At 67.4% G+C, this 23851-nt stretch carries 18 protein-coding genes and 1 tRNA gene; 11 read left to right on the forward strand and 8 right to left on the reverse strand.

Translation table 11 applies throughout. The features are described from left to right. Positions 1-12 precede the first annotated feature (12 nt). The 6 genes from DB31_RS39580 to DB31_RS39605 all read left to right on the forward strand — a co-directional run bounded on the left by DB31_RS39580 (position 13) and on the right by DB31_RS39605 (position 5135). Positions 13-249 (forward strand): hypothetical protein, encoded by a 237-nt coding sequence (locus tag DB31_RS39580; RefSeq protein ID WP_044198120.1) that lies wholly within the window; start codon positions 13-15, stop codon positions 247-249. Between the two features lie 23 nt (positions 250-272). Further along, complete coding sequence (locus DB31_RS39585; protein WP_044198123.1) at positions 273-1619, forward strand: AgmX/PglI C-terminal domain-containing protein; 1347 nt, start codon at positions 273-275, stop codon at positions 1617-1619. A gap of 143 nt (positions 1620-1762) precedes the next feature. Beyond that, entirely contained in the window at positions 1763-2320 is a 558-nt protein-coding gene (locus tag DB31_RS39590; protein WP_240487179.1) for a hypothetical protein, read from the forward strand. Between the two features lie 144 nt (positions 2321-2464). After that, positions 2465-3736 carry a hypothetical protein gene (locus tag DB31_RS39595; RefSeq protein ID WP_044198126.1) on the forward strand — a complete coding sequence of 424 codons (1272 nt, stop codon included), beginning with the start codon at positions 2465-2467 and terminating at the stop codon, positions 3734-3736. Positions 3737-3744: 8 nt separating this feature from the next. After that, positions 3745-4353, forward strand: coding sequence for a polysaccharide biosynthesis/export family protein (locus DB31_RS39600; protein WP_044198129.1), 609 nt, complete (start codon positions 3745-3747; stop codon positions 4351-4353). A 116-nt stretch (positions 4354-4469) separates the two neighbouring features. Next, positions 4470-5135 carry a DUF4476 domain-containing protein gene (locus DB31_RS39605; protein WP_044198131.1) on the forward strand — a complete coding sequence of 222 codons (666 nt, stop codon included), beginning with the start codon at positions 4470-4472 and terminating at the stop codon, positions 5133-5135. A 10-nt stretch (positions 5136-5145) separates the two neighbouring features. On the opposite strand, the gene DB31_RS39610 is transcribed toward DB31_RS39605, so the two are convergent. The 6 genes from DB31_RS39610 to DB31_RS39635 form a co-directional block, all read right to left on the reverse strand. After that, positions 5146-5964, reverse strand: a complete 819-nt coding sequence (locus tag DB31_RS39610) for an inositol monophosphatase family protein (protein WP_044198301.1) — start codon at positions 5962-5964, stop codon at positions 5146-5148. Positions 5965-5981: 17 nt separating this feature from the next. Further along, the gene (locus DB31_RS39615) at positions 5982-6569 is read right to left on the reverse strand and encodes a TlpA disulfide reductase family protein (protein ID WP_044198134.1); all 588 of its coding nucleotides are present in this window, start codon (positions 6567-6569) and stop codon (positions 5982-5984) included. Positions 6570-6572: 3 nt separating this feature from the next. Further along, the gene (gene mpl / locus DB31_RS39620) at positions 6573-8039 is read right to left on the reverse strand and encodes a UDP-N-acetylmuramate:L-alanyl-gamma-D-glutamyl-meso-diaminopimelate ligase (RefSeq protein ID WP_044198137.1); all 1467 of its coding nucleotides are present in this window, start codon (positions 8037-8039) and stop codon (positions 6573-6575) included. A gap of 12 nt (positions 8040-8051) precedes the next feature. Beyond that, entirely contained in the window at positions 8052-9212 is a 1161-nt protein-coding gene (locus tag DB31_RS39625) for a serine hydrolase domain-containing protein (protein ID WP_044198139.1), read from the reverse strand. Continuing rightward, the gene (locus DB31_RS39630; protein ID WP_044198141.1) at positions 9209-10120 is read right to left on the reverse strand and encodes a S66 peptidase family protein; all 912 of its coding nucleotides are present in this window, start codon (positions 10118-10120) and stop codon (positions 9209-9211) included. The genes DB31_RS39625 and DB31_RS39630 overlap by 4 nt, the downstream gene beginning before the upstream one ends. 83 nt (positions 10121-10203) lie before the next feature. After that, entirely contained in the window at positions 10204-11409 is a 1206-nt protein-coding gene (locus DB31_RS39635; protein ID WP_205628648.1) for an RsmB/NOP family class I SAM-dependent RNA methyltransferase, read from the reverse strand. A 120-nt stretch (positions 11410-11529) separates the two neighbouring features. Between DB31_RS39635 and DB31_RS39640 the strand changes: the two genes are divergently transcribed. The 3 genes from DB31_RS39640 (at position 11530) to DB31_RS39650 (ending at position 13575) form a co-directional block, all read left to right on the forward strand. Then, a tRNA-Asn gene (locus DB31_RS39640) sits at positions 11530-11602 on the forward strand. A 139-nt stretch (positions 11603-11741) separates the two neighbouring features. Then, the gene (locus tag DB31_RS45690) at positions 11742-12830 is read left to right on the forward strand and encodes a DUF4150 domain-containing protein (RefSeq protein WP_052420615.1); all 1089 of its coding nucleotides are present in this window, start codon (positions 11742-11744) and stop codon (positions 12828-12830) included. A gap of 13 nt (positions 12831-12843) precedes the next feature. Then, a complete protein-coding gene (locus DB31_RS39650; RefSeq protein ID WP_044198144.1) occupies positions 12844-13575 on the forward strand; it encodes an SMI1/KNR4 family protein in 732 nt (243 codons plus the stop codon). Positions 13576-13789: 214 nt separating this feature from the next. Here the strand turns inward: DB31_RS39650 and DB31_RS39655 are convergent, their stop codons facing one another. Together DB31_RS39655 and DB31_RS39660 are read right to left on the reverse strand one after the other, a co-directional pair. Further along, the gene (locus DB31_RS39655; RefSeq protein ID WP_044198146.1) at positions 13790-15166 is read right to left on the reverse strand and encodes a metallophosphoesterase; all 1377 of its coding nucleotides are present in this window, start codon (positions 15164-15166) and stop codon (positions 13790-13792) included. Positions 15167-15217: 51 nt separating this feature from the next. Further along, the gene (locus tag DB31_RS39660; protein WP_063769306.1) at positions 15218-16906 is read right to left on the reverse strand and encodes a hypothetical protein; all 1689 of its coding nucleotides are present in this window, start codon (positions 16904-16906) and stop codon (positions 15218-15220) included. Positions 16907-17116: 210 nt separating this feature from the next. On the opposite strand from DB31_RS39660, the gene DB31_RS39665 reads away from it, so the two are divergent. Both DB31_RS39665 and DB31_RS39670 read left to right on the forward strand, forming a co-directional pair. Then, on the forward strand, positions 17117-20071 hold the full coding sequence (locus DB31_RS39665) for a Kelch repeat-containing protein (protein WP_052420616.1): 2955 nt from the start codon (positions 17117-17119) through the stop codon (positions 20069-20071). Positions 20072-20155: 84 nt separating this feature from the next. Next, entirely contained in the window at positions 20156-23842 is a 3687-nt protein-coding gene (locus tag DB31_RS39670; protein WP_052420617.1) for a serine/threonine-protein kinase, read from the forward strand. Positions 23843-23851 lie beyond the last annotated feature (9 nt).

A 23851-nucleotide genomic window follows, 5' to 3' on the forward strand; every position in this document is an offset into this window, starting at 1 on the left:
TCGAGGCCTCCCATGCGAACCCTTCTCGCCCTGCTGCTGCTGATCGCCGCCGTGCCCGCGCTCGCGCAGGACTCGGGGGCCAAGAAGAAGAAGGTCATCCGCCTGGATGCCCTCACCGTCGAGGGCAAGATCCAGAAACCCCAGGCCTTCTACATCCTCCAGCGCTCGAACCTGAACTTCGAGGAGCTCAACAAGCCCGAGAGCTTCAAAGAGAAGGTCGTCCAGAGCGTGGACAAGCAACCTTTCTAGGGCCTCGGCTGTCCTACACGAACATGGCTTCTCCTCAGTCCCAGCAGAACAAGCTGTTGCGCGTCGGCATCCTCCAGGGTGGGCGCATCCTCGATGAGCGCCACGTGCTGCGCGACGACGTCACCATCGGGCACGACGCCAAGAACACCATCGTCCTGCCGCCCTCGGAGGACTTGCCGGCGAAGTTCGCCATCTTCGAGAACCGCAACAACCAGTACCAGCTCGTGTTCGACGACACGATGCAGGGCCGGGTGAACCTGGGCAGCTCGGATGTGGACTTCGACCGCATCCGCAAGCAGGGACTGGCCCAGGAGCGCGGCACCAACTACGTGCTGCCCCTGCAGGAGACCGCCCGCGGCAAGGTGGAGCTGGGCGACGTCACCCTCTTCTTCCAGTTCATCACCCCTCCGGCCGCAGCCGACAGGCCGGTGCTCCCGGCGGATGTACAGGGTGGCTTCTGGAAGTCGATGGACCGCGTGTTCTTCGGCATCCTCGCGGTCTCGCTCTTCCTGCACTTCGCGTGGGGCGCGTACATCGTCTCGCGCGATCCGCCCCCCGAGCCCGAGCTGGCCCTGGACGAGCTCGAGGACCGGTTCGTCAAGGCGAACATCATCCCGCAGAAGCTCCCGGAGCCGGAGAAGGTGGCCGAGGCGACTCAGGCCGCCGCCGAGGACTCGGCACCCAAGGAAGAGAAGAAGGCTGCCGCCAGCGACAAGCCGGCCGACTCCAAGCCCCAGGACGCGGCGCAGCGCAAGGCGGAGATCGCCAAGAAGGTGTCCGGCAAGGGCCTGCTGAAGATCCTCGGCTCGTCGGGCGGCGGCAGCGGCGCGTTCGCGGACGTGCTCGGCGGCAGCACCGGCGGCAGCGAGATCGCCAACGCGCTGCAGGGCGCTGGCGGCGTGGGCGTCGCCACCAGCGACGCCCTGGGTGCCAGTGGTCCTAAAGGCGGCGGCGCGGGCAACGTGGCCGGCATCGGCGACCTGGGCACCAGCGGCGGCGGCAAGGTGGACCTCGGCAGCAAGAAGGAAGTCGAGGTGGTGGGCCGCGTGAAGGACGCCACCCCCGAGGTGGAGAGCTCCGACGTGGATCGCGACGCCCTGGCCCGCTACGTCAAGGCGCGCCTGAAGGCGATCCAGAACTGCTACGAGAAGGAGCTCAAGCGAAACCCCAGCCTCAAGGGCAAGGTGGTGGTCCGCTTCAACATCATGCCCACCGGCCGCACCGGTGGCATCGAGGTGGAGGAGAACACCCTGGGCAACGAGGCGGTGGGCAGCTGCATCCGCACCGTCATCCGCAGCTGGGTCTTCCCCTTCAAGCCGGATGACGAGGTGCCCGTCGCCTACCCGTTCGTCTTCTCTCCCGCGGGGTAGCGCGCAGTGCTGGATCCAAGGGCTGGGCAGTCCGTCTGCCCCTTTGGGCCCCTGGGCTCGCGTTGACACCCCCACGCACCGCTTCTACGCTCGGAGGTCCTCTTCCCTCCGGGCCGGAGACACGGGTGAGCTGGATGCGCTTCATGGGACTGCTGGCTGTGCTGCTCGCCGCGGGGCTTGCCTCCGCGCAGGACGGCAAGCCTGCGGGCAAGACCGGCCCTGCCGTGGTCCTCCCCCCGCTGGAGAAGGCCAGCGAGGTGAAGGATCCGGACAAGCTCACGCGCAGCGCCAAGTCGCTGGGCACCATGCGCGAAGCCCTGCGCGGCGTTCTGGAGAAGCTCGAGGAGGCCCGCCGCACCAAGGACGTGGTGAAGCTCAACTGCGTCAACGAGAAGCTCACGCAGATCAAAGGTCTGCTGCGCATCTCCGAGACGGCGGACGTGGCGCTCCAGGAGGCCGTCACCCGCCAGGACGGCACCGCCGCCGAGCACGAGTACACCAAGGTGATGATCGCCAACCAGAAGGTGGCTCAGCTGCGCTCGGAGACCGAGGAGTGCATCGGCCAGCTGGCCTTCCGTACCGACGAGAACCTGTCTGTCGACGTCGAGGAGCCCCGTGATCTGCCCGGGGGTGATCCCACCAAACCGCCCTCGCCTCCGGACGTCATCGTCCGCCCGCCGCCGGCCAGTCCTACCCTCTGAGTGAGCAGCACCAGCACTCGGGTGGAGCCGCCCAGAATCCAACAAATTTCTGCGGGTGCTCTGAGGCTGCGTGTTATGACCCTCCGAGGGCCCCAGCCAGAAGTAGGGAAAGGTAGCCGGCATGCCGGCGTGATCGTCCGAGTCATGACGCAGTCTGGCAACATTCGCTGGGCTCTGTGTGCCTTGGTGCTGGGAGTGCTCGGCTCTGTACCGGCCAGGGCGCAGCAGCCGCCGATTGCCGCGGGTGGTAACGGCATCAAGATCGGCGACGGGCGGCTGCACCCTTTCCTCGACGCGGAGCTGCGGCTGGACACGGCGGTGGGCTACTTCCCCAATGACGCCACGCCGGATCCGGATGACGTGGTGAGCTCCCTCTCCCCCGAGTTGGTGCTGCGGGTGCGGCCTGGGCTGAAGCTGGAGGTGCCGTCGACGAAGCTGGCGCTCAACGCCTCCGGACGGCTGGAGTACGTGCGGTACACGGGGTGGCTGACGAAGCAGTCCACGTACGCCTCGCACTTCGAGGGCGCGGCGGACCTCACGGCCCACTTCAACCCGCAGGCGCCGGTGAGCTTCGTGCTCGCGGATCAGTTCCTGCGCACGGACCAGACGCGCAACGCGGCGCTGGGCGCGGGCGTGCTCTCGCTCTTCAACGAGGTGCGCGGCAGCGTTCCCATCAAGCCCGGCGGTGGCGCCATCGAGATCGTCCCTGAGCTGGCGTGGGGACTGGAGTTCTTCGATCCCATCGGTCTTGCGGTGCCCGTGGGGTGCACCGAGGACGTGTGCGATCCCATCACCGTGGACGCATTCGACTACACCAACGTGCGTACCGGCGTGGACGCGCGCTGGCGCTTCCTGCCGAAGACGGCGGTGGTGCTGGACGCGGACTTGGACTTCCGCACCTACCTGCGCAACACGGCGAGCCCGGACGCCCTGCTGCTGCGCGCCATGGGCGGAATCGCGGGCCTGGTGTCCACGAAGATCGCCGTCACCGCGAAGGTGGGCTGGGGCTACAACTTCGGCGAGTCGGGGGGCAGCACCCTCATTGCCCAGGCCGAGGGCACCTACCTCTACAGCCCCACCATGACGTTCAAGGGCGGCTACCTGCGGACGCTGAACCCGGTGGCCGCGTATGGGCTGTTCCAGGACAACCGCGGCTCGCTGGAGGCCCGGGCCCTGTTCGGCGGCAAGCTGGTGTTGCACGGAGTCCTCGCAGCGGACTTCCTGAGATTCTACAGCGCCACGCAGCCGCGCAGCGACGTGCTCGTCACCCTGGACACGGGGCCGGAGTACCAGTTCAAGCCCTGGCTCGTGGGCGCGGCGAGCTACCTGCTGAGCACGCGCTCCTCCTCGGCGACGGGCTCGGGCCTGAACTACACGCGCCACGAGGCGTATGTTCGCCTGACGCTGGTGTATTGAGCCCTCTCATGCGTCCCCTGCTCTTCCTGTTGCTGGCCGTGCTGATCGCGGTGGCGGGTGCGTGCCGCTCGGCCGCGCCGGAGCTCCCGCTGCCCTCGGCCGAGGAGAACCGTCCGACGCCTCCAGGCCCCGCCAGCACGCTGGGGCCCGGCGACCTGGTGGAGGTGCGCGTCTTCCAGGAGCCTGATCACTCGGGCATCTGGCGGGTGTCCCCCGAGGGCACCATCGACTACCCGCTGTGCGGCAAGGTCGAGCTGGCGGGCCGCACCTCGAGCACAGCCGCGGATTCTCTTCGGGAGTGCCTGGCGCGATACCTCCGCCGGCCGCAGGTGTCGGTGCTCATCCGCGAGTACAACTCGAAGAAGATCTTCGTCTTCGGCGAGGTGCAGAAGCCCGGCACGTTCCCCTACGAGGGGGAGATGACCATCATCCAGGCCATTACCCTGGCTGGTGGCTTCACCAAGCTGGCCTCTCAGAACAACACGAACGTGACGCGGCTCGTTGACGGGCAGGAGCGGAAGATCCGTGTGCCGGTGGAGGACATCGGCGTGGGCCGCGAGAAGAACTTTCAGCTCCAACCGGGCGATATCGTCTTCGTGCCGGAGAGCTTCTTCTAGGCGCCGCGCGAAATCGCGGGGCCCGGCTTGAATACTTTCACGCGGGCAGCGTACAGACGCTGCGCCTCGCTGCTGACCAGGCGGGCGTGCCCCTATCCATCTCAAGGAGATTCTCCGTGAAGCAGATTGTTCGTGCCGTACTGGTGTCGTCCCTGTTTGCCTCGTCCGCAGCCTTGGCCCAGGGCGTGAACATGAACATCCAGGTGGACGAGGACGGCAACCCCACCTCGGCCAACATCCAGGTGCAGGGCATGGATGAGAATGGCGCCGGCGCCAACGTGCGCGTGCACGGCAGCACGACGACGACCACCACCACGACCACCACGCGCACGAGGGTGCGGAACGGGGTGAAGACCGAGGAGAGCTTCACGGAGACGGAGTCGGGCCCGGCCCACGCGCGCCCCATGCCGCCCCCTCCTTCCGAGCCGGCCTTTCGTGACTGCGGCACCGGCCGCGACCCGGGCTGCACGATGACGCGCGACGGCAAGTACGCGATGGACGGGGAGACCTGGAAGGGCTTCTACCAGTCGCTCAAGTCGCAATCGAACGAGATCTCCCGCGAGGAGATGGCGGAGAAGATGCTCAAGCGGAACTACATCACGGCGGCGCAGCTGGGCATGCTGCTGGACCTGTTCAACAACGAGATCACCCGCCTGGACGTGGCGAAGAACGCGGCCAACCACGTGGTGAACCCCCAGCACGCGCTGGGCTTCTCCTCGAAGTGGCGGAACTCCATCTCCGCCGAGGAGTACACGGACCTGATCTCCGAGCAGCAGCCGTAATTCCGCGCGGCTAGGGCCTGGGGTCCCACCCCAGGTTCGCCAGGGCCTGGCGGCACTCTCTCTGGAGCACCGCCGCCAGTCCCGGAGCCCCGGCCAGCACGTTGCCCTTCATGACGTCGAATGGCGAGCCGTCGATCTGCGACATCACCCCGCCCGCCTCCGTCACCAGCAGCGAGCCCGCGCCAATGTCCCAGGGCTTGAGGTTGAACTCGAAGAAGCCGTCGAAGCGCCCCGCCGCCACGTACGCCAAGTCCAGCGCGGCGCTGCCCGTGCGCCGGATGCCCTGAGCGCGGCGGATGAAGTGGTTGAGCAGCCCCACCGGCCCGTCCGGTTTCTCGCGCACGTCGTAGGGGAAGCCCGTGCACAGCAGGGCGCGCTCCAGCTCCGTGGTGGCGCTGGCCTTCAGCGGCCGCCCGTTGAGCGTGGCACCCTCGCCGCGTGCCGCGGAGAAGAGCTCGTCCAGCATCGGGTTGTACACCACGCCCGCGAGCACCCCGTCCGGCCCGTCCACCGCCACGCTCACGCAGAAGTGCGGCACGTGGTGGGCGTAGTTCGTCGTCCCATCCAGCGGATCAATGAGCCACCGCAGCTCCGAGCCCCGGGAGGCTCCGCTCTCCTCGGCGAGGATGGAGTGGCCTGGGTGGCGCTCGCGCAGGAAGCGCAGCAGCACCTCTTCCGCGGCCGTGTCCGCGTCCGTGACGAGATCGATCGAGCTGCGCTTGAACTCGATGGTGCGCTCCCCCTGGAAGCGCTCGGCGAGAACGCGGCCCGCGAGCCGGGCTCCCTCCTCCGCGGTGCGGCGCAGCGCCGCGGGCGTCTCCTGCTCCATGGCCGTGCCTGCGGTGCTCATCGCTTGCCCTTCTCTTGGAGGAGCTGCTCGATCTCGGTCTGGTACTGCTGGAGGAAGGTCTCGGAGAAGCCCTCGTGGACGAAGCGGACCACGCCCTCGCTGTCCAGGATAAAGGTGGTGGGCATCATCTTCACGCCCAGCGTCTTCTCGGCCACCTGCGCGTTGGCATCCACCAGGATGGGCAGGCTCACCTTCGTCTCCTGGAGGAAGGGCGGAATCGCGCGCGAGTCCTCATCCACGTTCAGCGCGTACACCTTGAGCCCCTTGCTGCCGTACTCCTTGGCCAACTGCTCGTAGATCGGCAGCGCGTCCCGGCACGGCTCGCACCAGGTGGCCCACACGTCCAGCAGCACCACGCTGCCCCGGTCGCTCGCCACGGTGTAGGGCGAGCCGTCCGGGTAGCGCTTCACCTCGAAGCTCAGCGGCTCGCGCAGGGCGCCCCGGAACTGTCCCAGGTCATCCGGCGAGGTGGTGGGCGCCATGGGAGCGGCGCGATTCCCCGCCACGAGCGGCGGGAGCGCGGGGTTCTGCGTCGTACAGCCCGCCAGTGCCAGCCCCCCGAGGGCCCCGAGCAACGTGCGCATGGACTACCCCTCCCCCGCTCGGGCCTTGAGCGCCGCGAGCAGCTTGTCGATGAAACCACCGAACGCGCCGTTGCTCATGACGAGCAGCACGTCCCCCTTCTGGGACTCGCGCGCCACGCGCTCCACGAGCGTGGGCACATCCGTCGAGGAGTCCGCCTGGATGCCCTGAGCCTTGAGCGCCTCGCACACCCGGGGCACGTCCAGCTCCTCGCTCAGGGGCACCTTGTCGTGATGCTCGGGGACCTTGAGGCTGGCGCGCGTGGCGCCGGTGAAGGAGTGCGCGTAGTCCTCCTGGTGGATATTGCGGCGGCTCGTGTTGGAGCGCGGCTCGAAGACGGCCCACAGCCGCCGCTCCGGGTAGCGGTGGCGGATGGCGGCGATCGTCTCCCGCACCGCCGTGGGGTGGTGCGCGAAGTCGTCCACCACGAGGATGCCACCCACCTCGCCCCGCACCTCCTGGCGCCGCTTCACGCCCTGGAAGCTGGCCAGCCCCTTGGCGATCTCCTCGAAGGACAAGCCCAGCCCGCGCGCGGCGGCGATGACGCTCAGCGCGTTCTCCACGTTGTGCGCGCCGGACAACTGCATGCGCGCCGTGCCCAGCACCGCGCCGCGTTCAATCACCTCGAAGCGAGCGCCCTCGGGGCCGAATGTCACGTTGCGCGGCGTGTAGTCCGCCGTGGCGCCCTCTTTGGCCACGTACGTCACCACCCGTCCCTTCGTGCCCTGGGCGATGCGCAGCGCGTTGGGGTACGCCGCGCAGACGATGAGCTGGCCGTCCGCGGGGATGAGCTTCACGAACTTCTCGAACGTGGCCTCGTAGTGCGGCAAGTCCCGGAAGATGTCCGCGTGGTCGAACTCCACACTGGTGAGGATGGCGGTGCGCGGCTGGTAGTGGAGGAACTTGGAGCCCTTGTCCCAGTACGAGGTGTCGTACTCATCGCCCTCCACCACGAAGTGGGCGCCCTTCCCCACGCGGTAGTTGCCCGCGTAGTTCTGGGTGACGCCGCCCACGAGGAAGGACGGATCCTTCCCGGCCTCCACCAGCACGTGCGCCATGATCGAGGAAGTGGTCGTCTTGCCGTGAGTGCCGGCCACCACCACCGAGTGCGCGCGCTTGAGGAAGAGCGAGCCCAGCGCCGCCGGGAAGCTCATCTGCGGGAGGCGGCGGTTGCGGACCTCGGTGGCCTCGGGGTTCACCCGGCGGATGACGTTGCCGATGATGACGAGATCCGGCTTCGCCGTGTCCAGGTTCTCGGGGCGGTACGGGGTGAGGACAGGGATGTTCCATGCCTTGAGCATGTCGCTCATCGGCGGGTAGACGTTCTCGTCGCTGCCCGTCACCTCGTAGCCGGCGGCCTTGAGCATGCCGCCGAACGAGCCCATTCCGGTGCCCGCCACGCCCACCAGGTGGATGCGGCGCGCGGTGCCGGGCTCGATGGTCTCCAGGACGTTTCCGTTGTCGTCAGCCATGGTTCCCTTGCGTCAGTTCGTCGGGTCGGCGATGCCCAGCACATCCACCACGACATCGTGGAAGAAGGGGCGGAAGTCGCGGATGCGCTGCTCCTTGCGGCCGTGCGCCACGCGGTTGGTGACGAGCGCCACCACGAGCGAGCGCCGCAGGTCTACCCAGAGGCTGGTGCCGGTGAAGCCCAGGTGGCCCACCGCCCCCGGCGGCGCGTTGCCGATGAAGTGACCCGCGCTGGAGCCCTCCACCGAGGGCGAGTCGAAGCCCATGCGGCGCGTGCTGCCCTCCACGAACGGATCCGCGGCCATCAGGCGGTGCCACAAGGGCCCCGGCGCCAGCACCGGCGTGCCCGAGCACCCCGCCAGCACCGCATTGCCGAAGCGGGCCACGTCCACGGCTGTGCCAAAGAGACCCGCGTGGCCGCTCACGCCGTCCATCACCCAGGCGTTGTCGTCATCCACCTCGCCGGGAGGGCTGGGCCGCGTGGGAAGCTCGCCCCACAAGCCTTCCTGGCCGGGAGCGGGCTCTCGGGGACGGGTCGGGCCCGTGGGGGCCACCTTGCCGTCGGTGGACAGCTCGGAGAGGCGGTGGAAGCGCGCGCCGACACCCAGCGGCTCGGCGACATATTGGTTGAAGAGGAAATCCAGCGGCTTGCCCGCGGCGCGGGAGAGGATCTCCCCCAGGAGGATGAAGCCCACGTCGCTGTAGGCGGCGCACGTGCGCGGCGGAGCGGCGAGCGGCGTCTGCGCGGCAGCCTGGACCACCTCCTCGCGGACACGGGCGCGGGTAGCAGGAGGGCAGGCCGAGTCGAGCAGCTCCGGGTGGGAGGTGAGTGCCTGGGCGAAGAACGGGATGAAGGGCGGCAGGCCCGAGCGGTGGTAGAGCAGATCCGCCACGGTGGCGCCGGCCTCGCCCACCGGAGAGCCGGGGAAGAAGCGGCCTACCTGGGTCTCGGGGCCGACCTTGCCCTCGGTCCACAGGTTCAGGAAGAGCGCGGTGGTGCAGAAGACCTTGGTGACGGAGGCCAGGTCGAAGCGCATGTCGCCCGTAGCGGCGCCAGCCACGCCTCCGAAGACCTGGATGCCCCGGTGGAGCACCACCGCCTGCGCGGACGGGAAGAGGCCGCTCGCCACGGCTTCGTCGAGGACGCTCTGAAGGGTGCCGATGGGGTGGCTCATGCGCGCACGGCTCCTTCGAGGAAGGTGAGGCGTGCCTCGCCCGCGTCCAAGCGCACGGAGGTGCCGAGCGGCACGGGCTGGTTGATGGCGCCGTGGCCGATGGGGAAGCCCGCGGCGCAGGGCAGGCCCGTCTCTTCCGCCAGCGAGCGCAGCACGTCCGCGCTGCTGTAGGCGCCGTTCTTCTCATCACAGTCGGTGAAGTCGCCGAGGACGATGCCGCTGATACGCTCGAAGACGCCCGCGAGGCGCAGGTGGGTCCACATGCGATCGAGCCGGTAGGGGCGCTCGCCGACGTCCTCCAGGAGGAGCACCGCGCCGTCCCACTCGGGCAGGAAGGGCGTGCCGAGGAGCCGCGTCACGAGAGAGAGGTTGCCGCCAAGCAGAGGCCCTTCGGCGGTGCCGGAGACATAGGTGGCGGTGCCGGTGAGCGGGGGCGGCGGCTCGGGGGACTCGAGGAGGCGGAAGAGGCGCTCGTGGACATCCGAGGCCTGCTTGCCGAGCTGCGTGAGGACGGGTCCGTGGATGGAGACGCGGCCCTGGGCCTGGAGCGCGAGGTGGAGTGCGGTGAGGTCCGAGAAACCGACGAAGGCGCTGGGAGCGGCGTCGGCGAGGGGCAACTCCGGCAGGAGGCGCATGACGCCATATCCGCCGCGAGCGCAGAAGATGGCGCGGGCGCTCGCGTCCTGGAGGGCCTGGGTGAGCTCTTCGCGGCGGCGGCGGTCATCCCCGGCGAGGTAGCGGTGGGCCTCGAAGATGCCGGGGCTGTAGCGGGAGGAGTACCGCTGGGCGATGAGGGCGAGCCCCGCCTCGAAACCGGCCCGGTCGAAGGGCCCGGCGGGGGCGACCACGTGAACAGTGTCCCGAGGACGAAGGAGGAGCGGCTTCTGCCAGCGCACGGGCGCCTTCATAGCACCGAGCGCGCAGGGGGGACGGGACTTCAGAGGGGCCAGGGGGGCAAGCGTCCAAAACCCGCCTCCCCTCCCCTGGGCGCTTAGCTGGAGCGTTCGAGCACCGCCGCGAAGAAGGCATCGGTCCCGTGGCGGTGGGGGGCACAGAAGAGGAAACCGTCCTGGATGCACTCGGGACGGAGCCACCCGGCTCCAGGCGGGAGGAGCCGGAAGTCAGGCTGCTGGCGCAAAAAGCCGGCGACAAGGTCCTGGTTCTCTGCGCGGTTCACGGTGCACGTGGCGTAGACGAGCCGTCCACCCGGGCGCACGAGGTCCGCCGCCTGAGCGAGCAGCTGGCGCTGAAGGGGAACGAACTCCTCGAGGACGGAGGGGGACTTGAGGAAGCGCAGGTCAGGCCCTCGGCGGAGGGAGCCCAGCTCGGAGCAAGGGGCATCCACGAGGACCCGGTCCACAGCCATCCCAGAGGGGGGCGCCCGAAGGACGGAGACATTCGAGAGCCCGGCACGGGCACAGCGCCGCAGGAGCCGGTCGAGCCGCTCGGGGTCCGGGTCATAGGCCAGGAGCCGCCCCTTGTTCTCCATGGCGGCACCGAGCTGGAGCGTCTTGCCCCCGGCGCCCGCACAGAGGTCAAGCACGGTCTCCCCAGGCTGGGCCTCCACGAGCAGCCCCAGGAGCTGGCTGCCCTCGTCCTGGACCTCGAAGAGGCCCTCCTGGAGAGAGGGGAGCCCATAGAGGTTGGGCCTGGGGCCTTCGAGCTGCAGGGCCAAGGGGCTCCAGGTGCCGGGGCGTGTCTCAAGACCCTCGGTGCGAAGGCGCTGGGCGAGCGCCTCACGAGAGGTGCGCAGGGGATTTACACGGAGCGTGATGGGGCCGGGGACATTGAGATGGGCACAGAAGTCCTCGGCTTCGGAGACCCACTCCTGGGCGAAGTGGTCCGCGAGCCAATCTGGCAGGGAGGCTCGGAGGGCGAGCAACGGGGGCTCACCGGGGGTCAGCTCCGGGGGGGCATCCACCCCGGCGAGCGAGGCGGCCTCGGCCTGGGGCACTCCGGCGAGCCCGTGCAGGAGGGCATAAAGGAGCAATGGGGCGGGAGCGTCGTTCCGACCCAGAAGGTAGCCAAGGCGGCGGCGCCAGAGGCCGACGTTGAAGACGGCCTCCTTGAGGGCCTGTCGCTGGGGGGCCAAGAGCTGGCGGTGATCCCGGAGAGTCCGGTCCAGCACCCGCTCGGCGGGGGTGCCAGCGAGGACACGGGAGAGGGCCTCGGCGGCGACAGGGGCCAGGCCGGCCAGGGCGGACCAGGGTTGAGCGCGCAGGCGAACGAGCGGATCCAATCGGACTGTTGACAGGTGGGCCTCCCTTCTCTAGAACACACCCCGTCGCAGCGACGCGAGTCTCTGCGGCGGACATATTCCCCGATAGCTCAGCCGGTAGAGCGGGTGACTGTTAATCACTAGGTCCGTGGTTCGAGTCCACGTCGGGGAGCAGACAATGAAGGGCCCCGGACGAAAGTCCGGGGCCCTTTTCTTTTGCGCAGGCTGGCCATCCCAGCGTCTCCCTCGCCAATGCCCTAGGATTGAGCCCTGGTGGCACTGAGCAGTCCGTGCACTCCCAAGGGGGGCGAGTGAGCAAGGTCTACATCAACGGTCGCTCTGTCATCCACAAGGGGGATGGCCAGATCAACACGAGCTCGGTGCCGGACGTGTGCAAGACGCCCTCCCCGGGCGGTCCTGTACCCATTCCCTATGTGAACGTGGCGAAGGACGCGGACCTCTCCCAAGGAAGCCAGTCCGTATCCATCGAGGGACACGCGGTGGCCCTCCAAGGCTCCAGCCTGAGTACCAGCAGCGGCGACGAGCCAGGAACCGCTGGCGGCGGCCTTATCTCCTCGAAAACAAAGGGGAAGATGACCTGGGGTAGTTCCAGCATCGACGTGAAGATCGAGGGCAAGGGGGCCATTCGCTTCTTGGACGTCACTCAGCACAACGGCAACACCTTCAATACTACATTCATACAACAGGGGGGAACAGGGTTCGCCTATGGCGACGACCCCATCGACGCCGAATCTTCCGATTGCCCCAAGTGCAACAAGAACAAGGCCCTGCACGCCATTCTCGAAACCCTGGAGAGTGAATCCCTGACACGAGTATTGGCAGGTCAGATCGATCTGGTCCGGCTCAAGAAGAGCCACCTTCAGACGCTTCGAGGCAAAGGCAAGAGCAAGAGAGGCTATATGATCGGCATTCTCCTCTGCAAATGCCGCAAGTTCGTCTATGCCGCAATGTCTGGGGAGGAGACCCTTCCTGGCTTCGAAGAGGCCGTCAAGCAACTTGAGACAACAGACCCTCTGAAGCGGGAGTGGGTTGTGTGTGGGCGGGTAGATTTCACCCAGATGCACAACAGTGAAGGACTCATCCCTGACAGTGAGAGCTTCTTCAACACATTGGCTGTACCTCCGCAAGGCAACATCCCAGGAGTTTGTGCTGCACCGAAACTCCTCCAGACAGCCCAGCAGAGCAAGCACCGCCCTGCTCACATGACCGAAGTCTATTACAGTCCTGGAATCGCAAAAACTGTCGAGGTGACCTTCTTCCGGGACGGGAAACCAGTCACTGAGAATTTCGGCCATGGGGCTACGACCCCATCATGCTCCACGTGCCAGCTTCACGTCACCCCTATGCTCTGTGGGAACAACGAGGCTGTGTGCAGTTGACAAGAGAGTTGCTGTGACCCAAGCCACCATTGACTTCCTGCGCAAGTACGACCCTGACTACCCACGCAAGGTACATGGTGCGAGTCGCCATGACATCGAGCGAGTCAAGTCCCTGAGCGGTCAATCACTACCAGCCGCCTACGAGGACTTCCTCAGCACGATGGGGAGAAGCATGGGGGATCTCAAGGTTCCCCAAACCAATTTCAGCATCGACAGGGTCATTGAGTTCTATAGCCAAGGGGCTCAACTACCTCCTCCACACTACCTCTTCATTGCCGCGCATGAGCAGGATCCTTATATCGACTACTACCTCGACTTGCGCACCTCCAATGGCTCGGACAGCGAGGTAGTCCGCATCACCAGCGAGGTGGAGGAATTCAAGAGCCAGTATGTCCATCCCCTCTTTCTGTCCTTTCAGGATTTGATATTTACATTTGCCTTCACGCTCAAGCGAATGTCTTATCTAGCACATCGGACACAGCTTATCCCGTCACCGCCCAAAGCGCAGAAACAGGGGCTTGAGCTTGCTGATACCTTGAGCACTCTGGAGGCGCTGGCACTTCGGATGGGCTTCCAGAAACTACTCCTCACGAGTTCACGTTGCTTAATGCTTGAGCGGCAGGATGCTGCACTTTACGGGCGAGCGACTCCTCAAGGCGGCGTCCACGCCGAACTCGCCGCGAGTACGGAGAGTGAGAAAAACCGGCTCCGTGAGATCATCTGCGATCACACAGCGCTCGTGTGACCTTGCATCACCTGCTTACTTTTGCCGGTTTGACCGGCGCACCGATGGGGCACGGCAAACATCTGGCCAAGGAACCGCTGCCGGAGTTGGCGGAGTCTGCCCCCTGCCCTCACCGGAAACAGTTCGCCCGGTGCCACGCCTGCGCCGAAACGCTGTCCCGCAGCGCGAAAACGTCCATGCTGTGCCCAGACCACCCCTTGAGAGATAGAGGAGGTTACCGCTCGCCCGCCACCGGCGCTACCCGGGTGGAACCCAGCACCTGGAGCCCTGAGGGCTGCCGCCACTCCACCAGGGACACCTCCGCGCCCCCCTGCTTGTGCGGCTGACACTCCACCGCGGTGAAGCGCTGCACCAGCCGCGCGAGCCGTTGGTGCTCCGAGTCCAGCCTCGGGTTGCGCTGCAGTTCCCGGAGGAAGTCCGCCCAGACCGTGTCGGGCGCCTCGGGCGCGGGCAGCCGCATGAGCTCGATCCACGTGCCCGAGTTCACGTACAGCAGGCCTTCCTCCTGCTTCCACCGCGCCGCGTGCGTGTGGCCGATGAGCACCGCGCCCGCCCGGTACTTCTGGGCCAGCCGCTGCGCCTCCATCCACTCGCTGGGCATCGGCTCCAGGTCGAAGTACCGCTCGCTGGAGGCTCCCGCTACCACGCGGTGCATCCGCGCGTACCCCTGGAGCGCGCTGCGCCCCAGCTTCTGCCGGGCGCTCAGCAGTTCGGGCTCGTCCTCGCCGAAGTGGACCCCTCCCCCGGCCATCATCTCCTCCAGTGCCCGCTGCTCCTCCAAGGTGAGACCGGCCTCCTTCACCCGCTCGGCCAGTCCCAGATCCGGCTCGGCCTCCTCACCGAACGTCAGCGGCGCCATGTCCCGGCGCAGCAACTGCCAGCCAATGCGCAGCGATGACTCCTGGAAGGCGAGCCGCACCGCCCCCGGGTTGATTGCGAACGCCGCCAGCAGGGCCCCCTGGAAATCGGGCATGAGCAGATCCGCGAAGCGCATGCCGTACTGGCGCTTGAGCGGGTTGAGCAGCCTCTTCACCAGCAGCGAGCCCGCCGAGTAGCGGTACCCGGCGGCATCCGTTCCCTCCGGGGCACCCGGTCCCGGAAGGTGCTCGTAGTCCACCTTGTTCCAGGTGTCGTGCTGCTCGCCATGGGCCAGCAGCACCCGCGCCCCGCCCACCTCCAGCACCCACGGCGCGTCCCCGCGCTGGAAGCGCAGACGCTGGGCCACCTCGGGTGGCTGGCCGAGCGCCTCGCGCAGCACCGCCTGCACCTCTCCGAGCGCCAGCTCTACATCATGGTTGCCCAGGCGCAGCACCACCTCGCCTCCCGCCGCCAGCACCCGCCCGAGCGCCTCGAGCACCGCCGCCGTCGGCGCCGAGGCCACCAAAGCCCGAGCCTGCGCCACCGCCCGCTCCACCTGCAGCTCGAGCGGATCCTCGTTCATGAGGAAGTCCACCGAGTCACCGTTGAGCACCACCCGCGTGGGCTCGCGGGTGAGCGTGTCCAGGAAGGCGGGCAGCGCATGGGCTCCCGCGAAGATGTCATAGCCTTGGCCATTGCCCAGATGCAGATCGCTCAACACCACCGTACGCATGATGGGGACTCCCGAGAGGTAGAAAGGGGGTTGCTCGTGCGAAGGCAGGCCTCAGCCTGGTGAGCGCAGCGCGGCCAGCGCCTTCAGACCGGCCTCTGTGTAGACCTTCCGCCAGCGGCGCAGCTCCGACAGGGGAACCCCCATCCGCGAGGCAATGGCCTTCTCGCTTTCTTCACCGCTGAGCATGCCGAGCACGGCCTCGGCCATGGCCTCGGTGGGTGGCAGCGCCCCCGCGCTGGAGGCCAGGTGCTGCGCCAGAGAGACCTCCGGCGCCACGGAGAGGCTCGGGCGGACCTGCAACGCCAAGGAAGCGGAGGCCTCGGCCTGGGTGAGCGGCAGGCGCGCCGCCGGATCCCCCAGGAGGAGGTAGCCGGAGAGATCCTGCCGTAGCATCCACAGATGGGCGCGCTCGGCGGAGTCCACGGGGTTGTCGCGCCCGGCCAGGCGCGCCGACTCCTCGTAGTCATAGAGGGTGGTGAGCTCCGTGTTGGCCTCGTTGAAGAACCGCATGAGCGCACTCAGGCCCGCGCCCGCGCGGCGGCCTTCCACCAGGGTGCGCAGCAGGCCCAGAAAGCGCGAGGGCCGGTTGCGCGCCGCGCGGCCCAAGTCCTGGAAGGAGTAAGTCCACGCCAAGTCCACGTGGCCCACCACCGCCAGCGGCCCCTGAGGGTTGGCGAGCACCGCTTGAGGCAAGGCCGCGACGAAGGGACGCTCGCCTTCGCGAGGGAGCGCGGCCAGCAGCCGCTCCAGCCGGCCGGGGTACTGGCCCACCTCGCGCAGCCGCGACAGCCACGGGTAGTAGGCGCTGCGAGCGGGAGTGCCTGCCCCGAAGCACGCGAGGAAGAACCAGATTCCCCCCGGCAGAAACGGAGTTGAAGCCAAGGTCGAGGCGTCCAGCGCCCCTTCCACGCCCAGGCTCATGGCGCCCTGGCGCGCGCGCTGCTCGTCCACCGAGCGCCAACCACTGCGCGGGGCGCCCAACCCGTGGCTCATGGTGAAGAGCACGGAGGGCTGAGGCGAGGCCACCTCCGCGAGGAGCTTCTGCGCGGACCAGTCCGCAGGCTCGCCCAGCTCGGAGAGAGACGCCGCGGAGAGGCTGCCCAGCTCCTGCAGCTTGCGCAGGCTCTCGAGGCTGGGAGCCATCAGCGCCCGGTAGCCCACGGTGGTGGCGGCGGTCCCATCGTGCGCGGTGAAGAGCATCGCGCGGCCCTGCTGCGTGGGCGAGGGCGAGCGGCTCCAGCGCAGCACCTTGTCCACATAGGCCTCGTAGCCCGCCTCCGAGGGGAAGACGAGCCGGCCCGCGAAGCCGTCACTGCCGAGCACCTGCTGCAGCTCGACCGACACCTGATCGAAATCGCCCAGCAGCAGCAAGTAGGCAGGCTGCTCCGTCTCGAACTCCGCCTCGTTGCGCAGCACGGTGTCCTTCCACCGGACGGCCTGCATCCCATCCATGCCGGGCTTGACCCGGTAGATGCGCGCTGGGGCGCCCTGCTCCTCTTCGCGCAGCCGGCGCAGCGGCTCGATGAGGGCAAGCAGCCTGTCCCCCAAGGGGCCTTCCGGGGCAATCACCCCCCAGCGCTGATCCGGCAGGGAGTTGGGATCCACCCCCGCATCGATCAGATCCTTGCCCGAGGCGCGCTCCTCGGGCCGGGGCAGATGGGCCGCCGCATCCAAGGGCAGCGCATCTTCCAGCACGGGCCGCCGGTCATCGGCATGGGTCAGCAGCAGCTCGAAGTCCATGCCAGACGGCCGTTGCCATTTCCTTGCCAACCCCTTTGTAGACGCACACTTGCGCGGACGAGCGCCCGTTGACGCGTCAGCTGACGCCCATTGACGCGCAAATGGCCGCCAGATCCCTCCAGCAGTCACGCCCTTCCCCCGAACCTCTCTTGGTTCAGGGCTTGCAACCTTGTGTGCGGAATCCCACTCGCACCACGAGGAGATTCGACCATGACGAAGCGGCTCGAGAGGAGCGCCCCCGCCCTGCCTCAAGGGGCGACCTGCCTGCTGCTGGGGTGCCTGGCGCTGGGCTGTGGCCCCTCGTCGAGCTCGGAGCTCCCATGGATGAAAGAGCTGCTTCAAGGAGAGTCCTCCACCGTGGAGACCTCCGGCTGGCGCGACATCGCGGCGATGGACTCCATCCGGACGAGCCACACCGCCACGCTGCTGCCCAACGGCAAGGTGTTGATCTTGGGCGGGAGCAATGCCACCGCCAAGGCTCTCGTCAGCGCGGAGTTCTATGACTTGAGTACCGGCGAGTGGGAGAAGGCAGGCACACTGGAAACCCCCCGCGCTGGACACACCGCCACGCTGCTACTCAACGGCAAGGTGCTGGTGGCGGGAGGAAGGAACGACAACGACCAGGCCCTCGACACCTTCGAGGTGTACGACCCAGCGACGAAGATCTCAACCCAGCCGACCCTTCTCATGGACTCCGCCCGCTATGATCACACGGCGACGCTGTTGGCCTCGGGCAAGGTCCTGGTCACCGGAGGGCTTTCAGACTCCACAGGACGGTCCTCCCTCGACACGGCGGAGGTCTACGATCCGGATCAGGGCTCCTGGCAAGCAGCAGACACCATGAGCCATGCCCGCTCGCGACACACCGCCACGCGCTTGCCCTCCGACCGCGTCCTGATCGCTGGGGGAACAGACTCTGAGCTCACCAGCGACGCCGAGGAGTACGCCCCGGATGGCAGCGCGGCGATTCCCGTCGGCAAGCTGATCCAAAATCGCTCGGAGCACACGGCCACGCTGCTGCCCTCGGGAAAGGTTCTGATCGCCGGCGGCAAGGACTTGAACGGACGCAGCATCGGCACCGCCGAGTTGTACGATCCCAATCTGCGACAGTGGCGTCCCTGCAAGGAAATGATGCAGCAGGCCCGCATCGGCCATACGGCGGTGCTGTTGTTCACAGGCAAGGTGCTGGTCGCGGGAGGCTACGTCAGCCCCACATCGCCCACCGGTATTCCCAACACGGAGGAGTACGACCCAGACGAGGAAACCTGGAGCGACAGCGGCACCTCTCTGGGCACCGGTCGTCTCAAGCACACGGCCACGCTGCTACCTGACGGCAGGGTGCTGGTCACGGGCGGGTTCGGAACCAGCGCCGTCCAGAGCGCGGAGGTATACGGCTCGGGGATGGGCAACTGGCGTGACGGGGAGGCCCTGCTCCAGGAGCGCTCCGGTCACACGGTGACGCAGCTTCCCGGTGGCAAGCTGCTGATCGTCGGCGGCACGTCGAACGGAACTACCGCCCTGAAAAGCGCAGAGCTCTATGACCCAGCCAGCGGCAAATGGAGCCCCACTGCCAAGCCTTTGGGGACCGCCCGCTTCCACCATACGGCCACGCTGCTTCCCAACGGCAAGGTGCTCGTCACCGGGGGCACGTCGAGCGGGACCAGCGCCCTGAAAAGCGCCGAGCTTTATGACCCGGCGACCGGCAACTGGAGCCCCACTGCCAAACTTTTGGAGACCGCCCGCTTCCACCATACGGCCACGCTGCTGCCCACGGGACAGGTGCTCGTCGCCGGAGGCACCTCAGGTCAGGACACAGCGCTGAAGGACGCAGAGCTGTACGACCCGGCAAGCAATACGTGGATCCCTGCCGAGAACCTGAGTTCCCCCAGGTTCCTCCACACGGCCACACCGCTTCCCTCGGGCGAGGTTCTGCTCATCGGAGGCACCCAGGGCCTTAACTCGCCCGTGGACAGCGACGAGCTGTATGACCCGAAGACCGGGACCTGGAGCAGCATCCCCTCATCGCGGGCCTCCCGCTTCGAGCACACCGCGACGCTGCTGCCCTCCGGACTGGTCATGGTCGCCGGAGGACGAAGTGGGGCCCACGCAGTCTCCTCCGTGGAGTTCTATGATCCGAAGGAAAGCGCGTGGGTGGAGACCGCCTCCGTCACGCTCAACACGGGCCGCTACGGCCATACGGCAACGTTGTTGCTTTCCGGCCTCGTGCTGATTGCAGGGGGGACGAATGGACTCACGGTCTTCGCCAGCTCGGAAGTGTACGACCCCGCCCTGGGGGTCTGGAGCCCTCTCACCCCGTCGCAGCTCACCGCCCGCCATCACTCGACCGCCACGCTTCTGCCCTCGGGCAAGGTGCTGGTCGCCGGAGGCGTGAACGACAGCGGCCGCCTGAAAAGCTTCCAGATCTACGAAGGCCCCGTGGCTGCCAAGAGCGAGACGTCTCGTCCCTCGCTCCATTCCATTCCTCCCAAGCAGCCGGGAAGCACACTGGAGCTCCAAGGGACGCATCTGATCAATCACTCCGAGACCAGCGGAGGCAATGCCCGCAGCTCCTCCTCCGCCCTCCCCCTCGTCAGCTTGGTGGCCGTGGACGGAGGAGCGCTGACCCGCGTCACCCAGTGGGCCACATTCTCGGACAGCTTGCTCACCTTCACCTTGCCGAAGCTGCAAACGGGCCACTACATCCTCTCCGTCACCGCCCAGGGCGCTTCCGGAGGGCGGGTTCTCCTCGTGGACGGAACACCCCCGGCCGCGCCGCAGGTCGCTCGGCCCCTCCAGGACCAAGCCATCCACACCACGAGCCCCCCAGACATGACCGGCGCCGCCGAGCCGGGCAGCACGGTGGCACTGACTCTGGATGGAGTTAAGGCTGGGTCGATGGACATCGATGCCAAGGGGAATTGGAGCTACACTCCTCCGGCCCCCTTGGGGCTTGGAGCCCACACCCTCTCAGTCACCGCGACGGACCCGGCCGGAAATTCCAGTGAGGCCTCTTCCGTCACCTTCCACATCGAACGCCCCGTGAGCCACTATGGATGGGGTTGTGCCAGTACTCCGGGGCTTTCCCTCAGCGGGCTCTGGCTGGGGGTGACCTTATGGCTCAGGCAGAGGAGCAAGCGCCAGTCCGCCTTCCCTCTTGGCCACTGAAGTGCACCGCCTCTCATGATAGTTTGGTCCGTTGCACGCGCGCGGCGTGCGCTAAGAAATTGCAGTAGCGCATGAGGAATGCCGATGCGTGAGAAGTATGAGCAAGAATTGCGCGTAGCGCAGATGCGGGGTGTGCTCTCCCAAGAGGAAGCCGAGGCCCTCATCACCGAGGGCCTCCTCCAGGGCTGCCACCCCCTGGAGCTGCTCGTGGCCCGGGGCATCCTCTCCGAGGAGACCCTGGACGAGATTCGAGCCGCGGCCTACGGCACCGGAGCGCCCCTCCACGCGGGCTTGAAGCAGGGAGAGACGCTCTCCTTTCGTCGTCCCCCGGCAGAGCCCCCGGCGCGCGTGGAGGAGCCTCTCACCCCGGGCTCTCCGACTCGCACCATTCAGCCCGGGACCCCACCGGCGGTCCCACCCGCGAAGCCCCCAGTTCCCGCGGACGCGCCCGTGACCCCTGGGTCTCCCACCCTCACGGTCCACCCCACTCCCAGCCAGACGACCCCCTATCCCCAGGAGCCGGCCTTCCCCGTACCGGGCTGGGAGCGCTACCAGCCGGTGCGCTTCCTGGGGCAAGGCGGCATGGGCCGCGTCTACCTCGCGTATGACCCGGTGCTGCGCCGCAACGTGGCCCTGAAGTTCGTGCGCGGGGACGACCCCGAGCTCCAGCACCGCTTCATCTCCGAGGCGCAGGCCCAGGCCCGCGTGGAGCACGAGCGCGTGTGCAAGGTGTACGAGGTCGGCGAGGTGCAGGGCCAGCCCTTCATCGCCATGCAGTACGTGGAGGGCTGCTCGCTGCTGGATCTGATCCGGGAGCTGTCCCTGGAGCAGAAGGTGATGGTGATGCAGCAAGTGACGGAGGGCGTGCACGCCGCCCACCGCGCCGGCCTCATCCACCGGGACATCAAGCCGACCAACATCCTGGTGGAGCGTGGGGAGGACGGGCGGTGGAAGCCCTACGTCATGGACTTCGGCCTGGCGCGCGACTGGCAGCGCGAGGCCACCGTCACCGGCACGGTGCTGGGCACCCCGCACTACATGGCGCCCGAGCAGGCCCGGGGCGAAGTGAGCCAGTTGGACCGGCGCGCGGATGTCTACAGCCTGGGCGCCACGCTGTACGTGATGCTCACGGGCAAGACGCCCATCCCCGGCACCAACGCCTTGGAAGTGCTCACCAACCTGGCCACCCAGGAGGCGCGCCCACTGCGCGAGCACAACAAGAACGTACCGGTGGACCTGGAGGCGATTGTCCTCAAGTGCCTGGAGCGGGAGCCGTCAGCCCGGTACGACTCAGCGCGGGCGCTGGCCGAGGACCTGGGGCGCTTCCTCAACGGCGAGCCGGTGCAGGCGCGCGCCGTGGGCACCTGGTACCGGCTGCGCAAGAAGGCGCGCAAACACTGGGCCCTGGTCTCCGTGGCCTCCGTGGCGCTGGTGCTGGTGCTCCTGGCGCTGGGAAAGGCGGAGCTCACCCGTCGTGACTCAGCTGAACGTGAGCGTCTGTCAAGCCACTTCACCAAGGTGGCGGGAGACGTGGAAGCACGCGCCCGCTTCATCGCGCTCAGCCGCCTGCACGACACCCGCGCCGAGCGCCAGGAGCTGCGCACCCGGCTGGGAGAGATCGAGCGAGCGATGGGCGAGAGCGGCGAAGTGGCTCAAGGGCCCGGGCACTATGCGCTTGGACAGGGATGGCTGGACCTGGGGGATCCCGCCAAGGCCCGCGAGCATCTGGAGGCAGCCAAGGCGGCGGGCTATGAGGATCCGCAGGCCAACGTGGCCTTGGCCCTGGCGATGAGCCAGCTCTACAACGAGCAACTGCTGTCCCTGGGACAGCTCGCTTCCGAGCTACGTAAAGCGCGCCGCGAAGAGCTGGCTGTCCAGTACCGGGAACCCGCGCTCAACTTGTTGCGCGAGAGCAAGAACGCCCAGGTGAACTCCAGCGAGTATATGAAAGCGCTCCTGGCCTTCTACGAGGAGCACTATGACGAGGCGCTCGGCCAGCTGAACTCGCTCGGAGAACGGATGCCCTGGTTCTACGAGGCCCCCAAGCTCCGGGGCGACATCCTCCACGTGCGCGCTCTGATGCGCTGGAGCGATGGACAGCAGACGGAGAAAGAAAAAGAACAGGTCCAAGCGGACCTCGAAGAGGCCCGCCGGTCTTACCTCCGGGCGGCGGACACCGCCCAGAGCGCACCGGAGGTGCACTGCGGGTTGGCCCGGGTCGAATGGGCGGCGGTCTCCATGGCCCTCTACAGCAACGGGGAGGTGGCGCCCCATATCGAGCGCGCGCTCCAGCACCTCTCCCGAGCCCTCCAGGCGGCGCCAGACCACGCTGCGTCCTGGGTCCTGCAGGCCACGCTCTATCGTAACCTCGCCCAGTCCAGCCACTTGCAGGGACAAGCCGCTGAGAAGCCACTGCGCCAGGCGATCGACTCTGCCCAGAAGGCCTTGGACCTCAACCCGTCAAACATGGAGGCGCGCAAGGAGCTGGGCATGGACTGGCTGGAGCTGGCCACGCTCCATCAAAAGATCAACCAGGACCCTCGCGAGCCGCTCCAGCACGCTCTCAAGGTCTTCAAGGAGTTCGAGACCACCCAGAGCGACTATTACGTCTACCATGGACTGGGCCTCATCTTCACAAAGCAGGCCGACTATGCGGAGAGTCTTGGAGCAGACTCGCTGCTCCATCGCAACGAGGCCATCAAAGCCTTCCAGAAATCGGTCGAGCTCAAAGACAACTATGAAGCGGGCTGGGTCAACCTCGCGACTCAGTATTACAAGCGAGCCACCCTCCCCAAAGCTCCCTCCCCCAAAGAAGACCTCGAGCAGGCCTGGCAGGCGCTGCAGAAGAGCCGAGAGCTGGATCGTCAGAACTTCTTGGTCCGCTTCCAAGCGGGCAGGGTCCAGTTGGCCCAGGCGCAGCGCCTGCGTGACTCAGGCGAGGATGAGCGCCCAGCCTTGACCGCGGCCCTCGACGCCTGCCGCGAGGGGCTGGCAATCAACCCTCGCATGGTGGAGTTGCACAACCTGAAGGGCCTGGCGCACAAGGAGCAAGCTCGGGCCGCATGGGAGCGCGGCGAGGACCCGCTGCCACTGATGGATCAGGCACAACAGGCCTTTGACCAGGCACGGACCCTCGCCCCTCAGCGGAACTGGGCCTACAACAACCTGGCGGACCTGTCCGCCACCCGGGCCATGTATCTGAGTTCCCGAGGCCAGGATGCCCGGCCCAGTGCCCGCGCAGCGCTGCAGCTCGCACGCGAGGCCCAGCAGCGCGCGCCCACGCACTACGCGCCGCTGATCGACATGGGGCATGCCTCCCAGCTGCTGGCAGCCTTCGCCTTGGAGGACGGCGCGGATCCGCGCCCGTATCTCATTGACGCCCTGGAGACCCTCCAACAGGCGCTTGAGCGCTCCCCTGACAATACGGAGACGTGGCTCTATCTGGCGGAAGCCCGAGCGGTGCAGGCGCAATGGAGCGCACGGCAAGGGCGAGGGGCTGACAAGGATTTCGAGAAGGCCCACAAGGCCTATCAGCAAGCCATCCTCTCGACGGAACGGCCCCTGGACTACCGCCTGGCCTTTGGCCGCTTCTGCCACACGTGGGCCACCTGGAGAAAACAAGCCGGGCTTGATGCCTCGGTTCCCCTCGAGCAGGGGCTGTCGCTGGTGAGCGAGGTGTTGAAGGCTCGGCCCGATTGGGCCGAGGCGCTCGCGCTGCGCGCCAGCCTCGAGGGGCTGCGTCCCCAGTCACAACCGGACGCAGCACCCTAGCTCGCGCAA

The organism is Hyalangium minutum, from assembly GCF_000737315.1.
In the GTDB taxonomy this organism is placed as follows: Bacteria; Myxococcota; Myxococcia; order Myxococcales; family Myxococcaceae; genus Hyalangium; species Hyalangium minutum.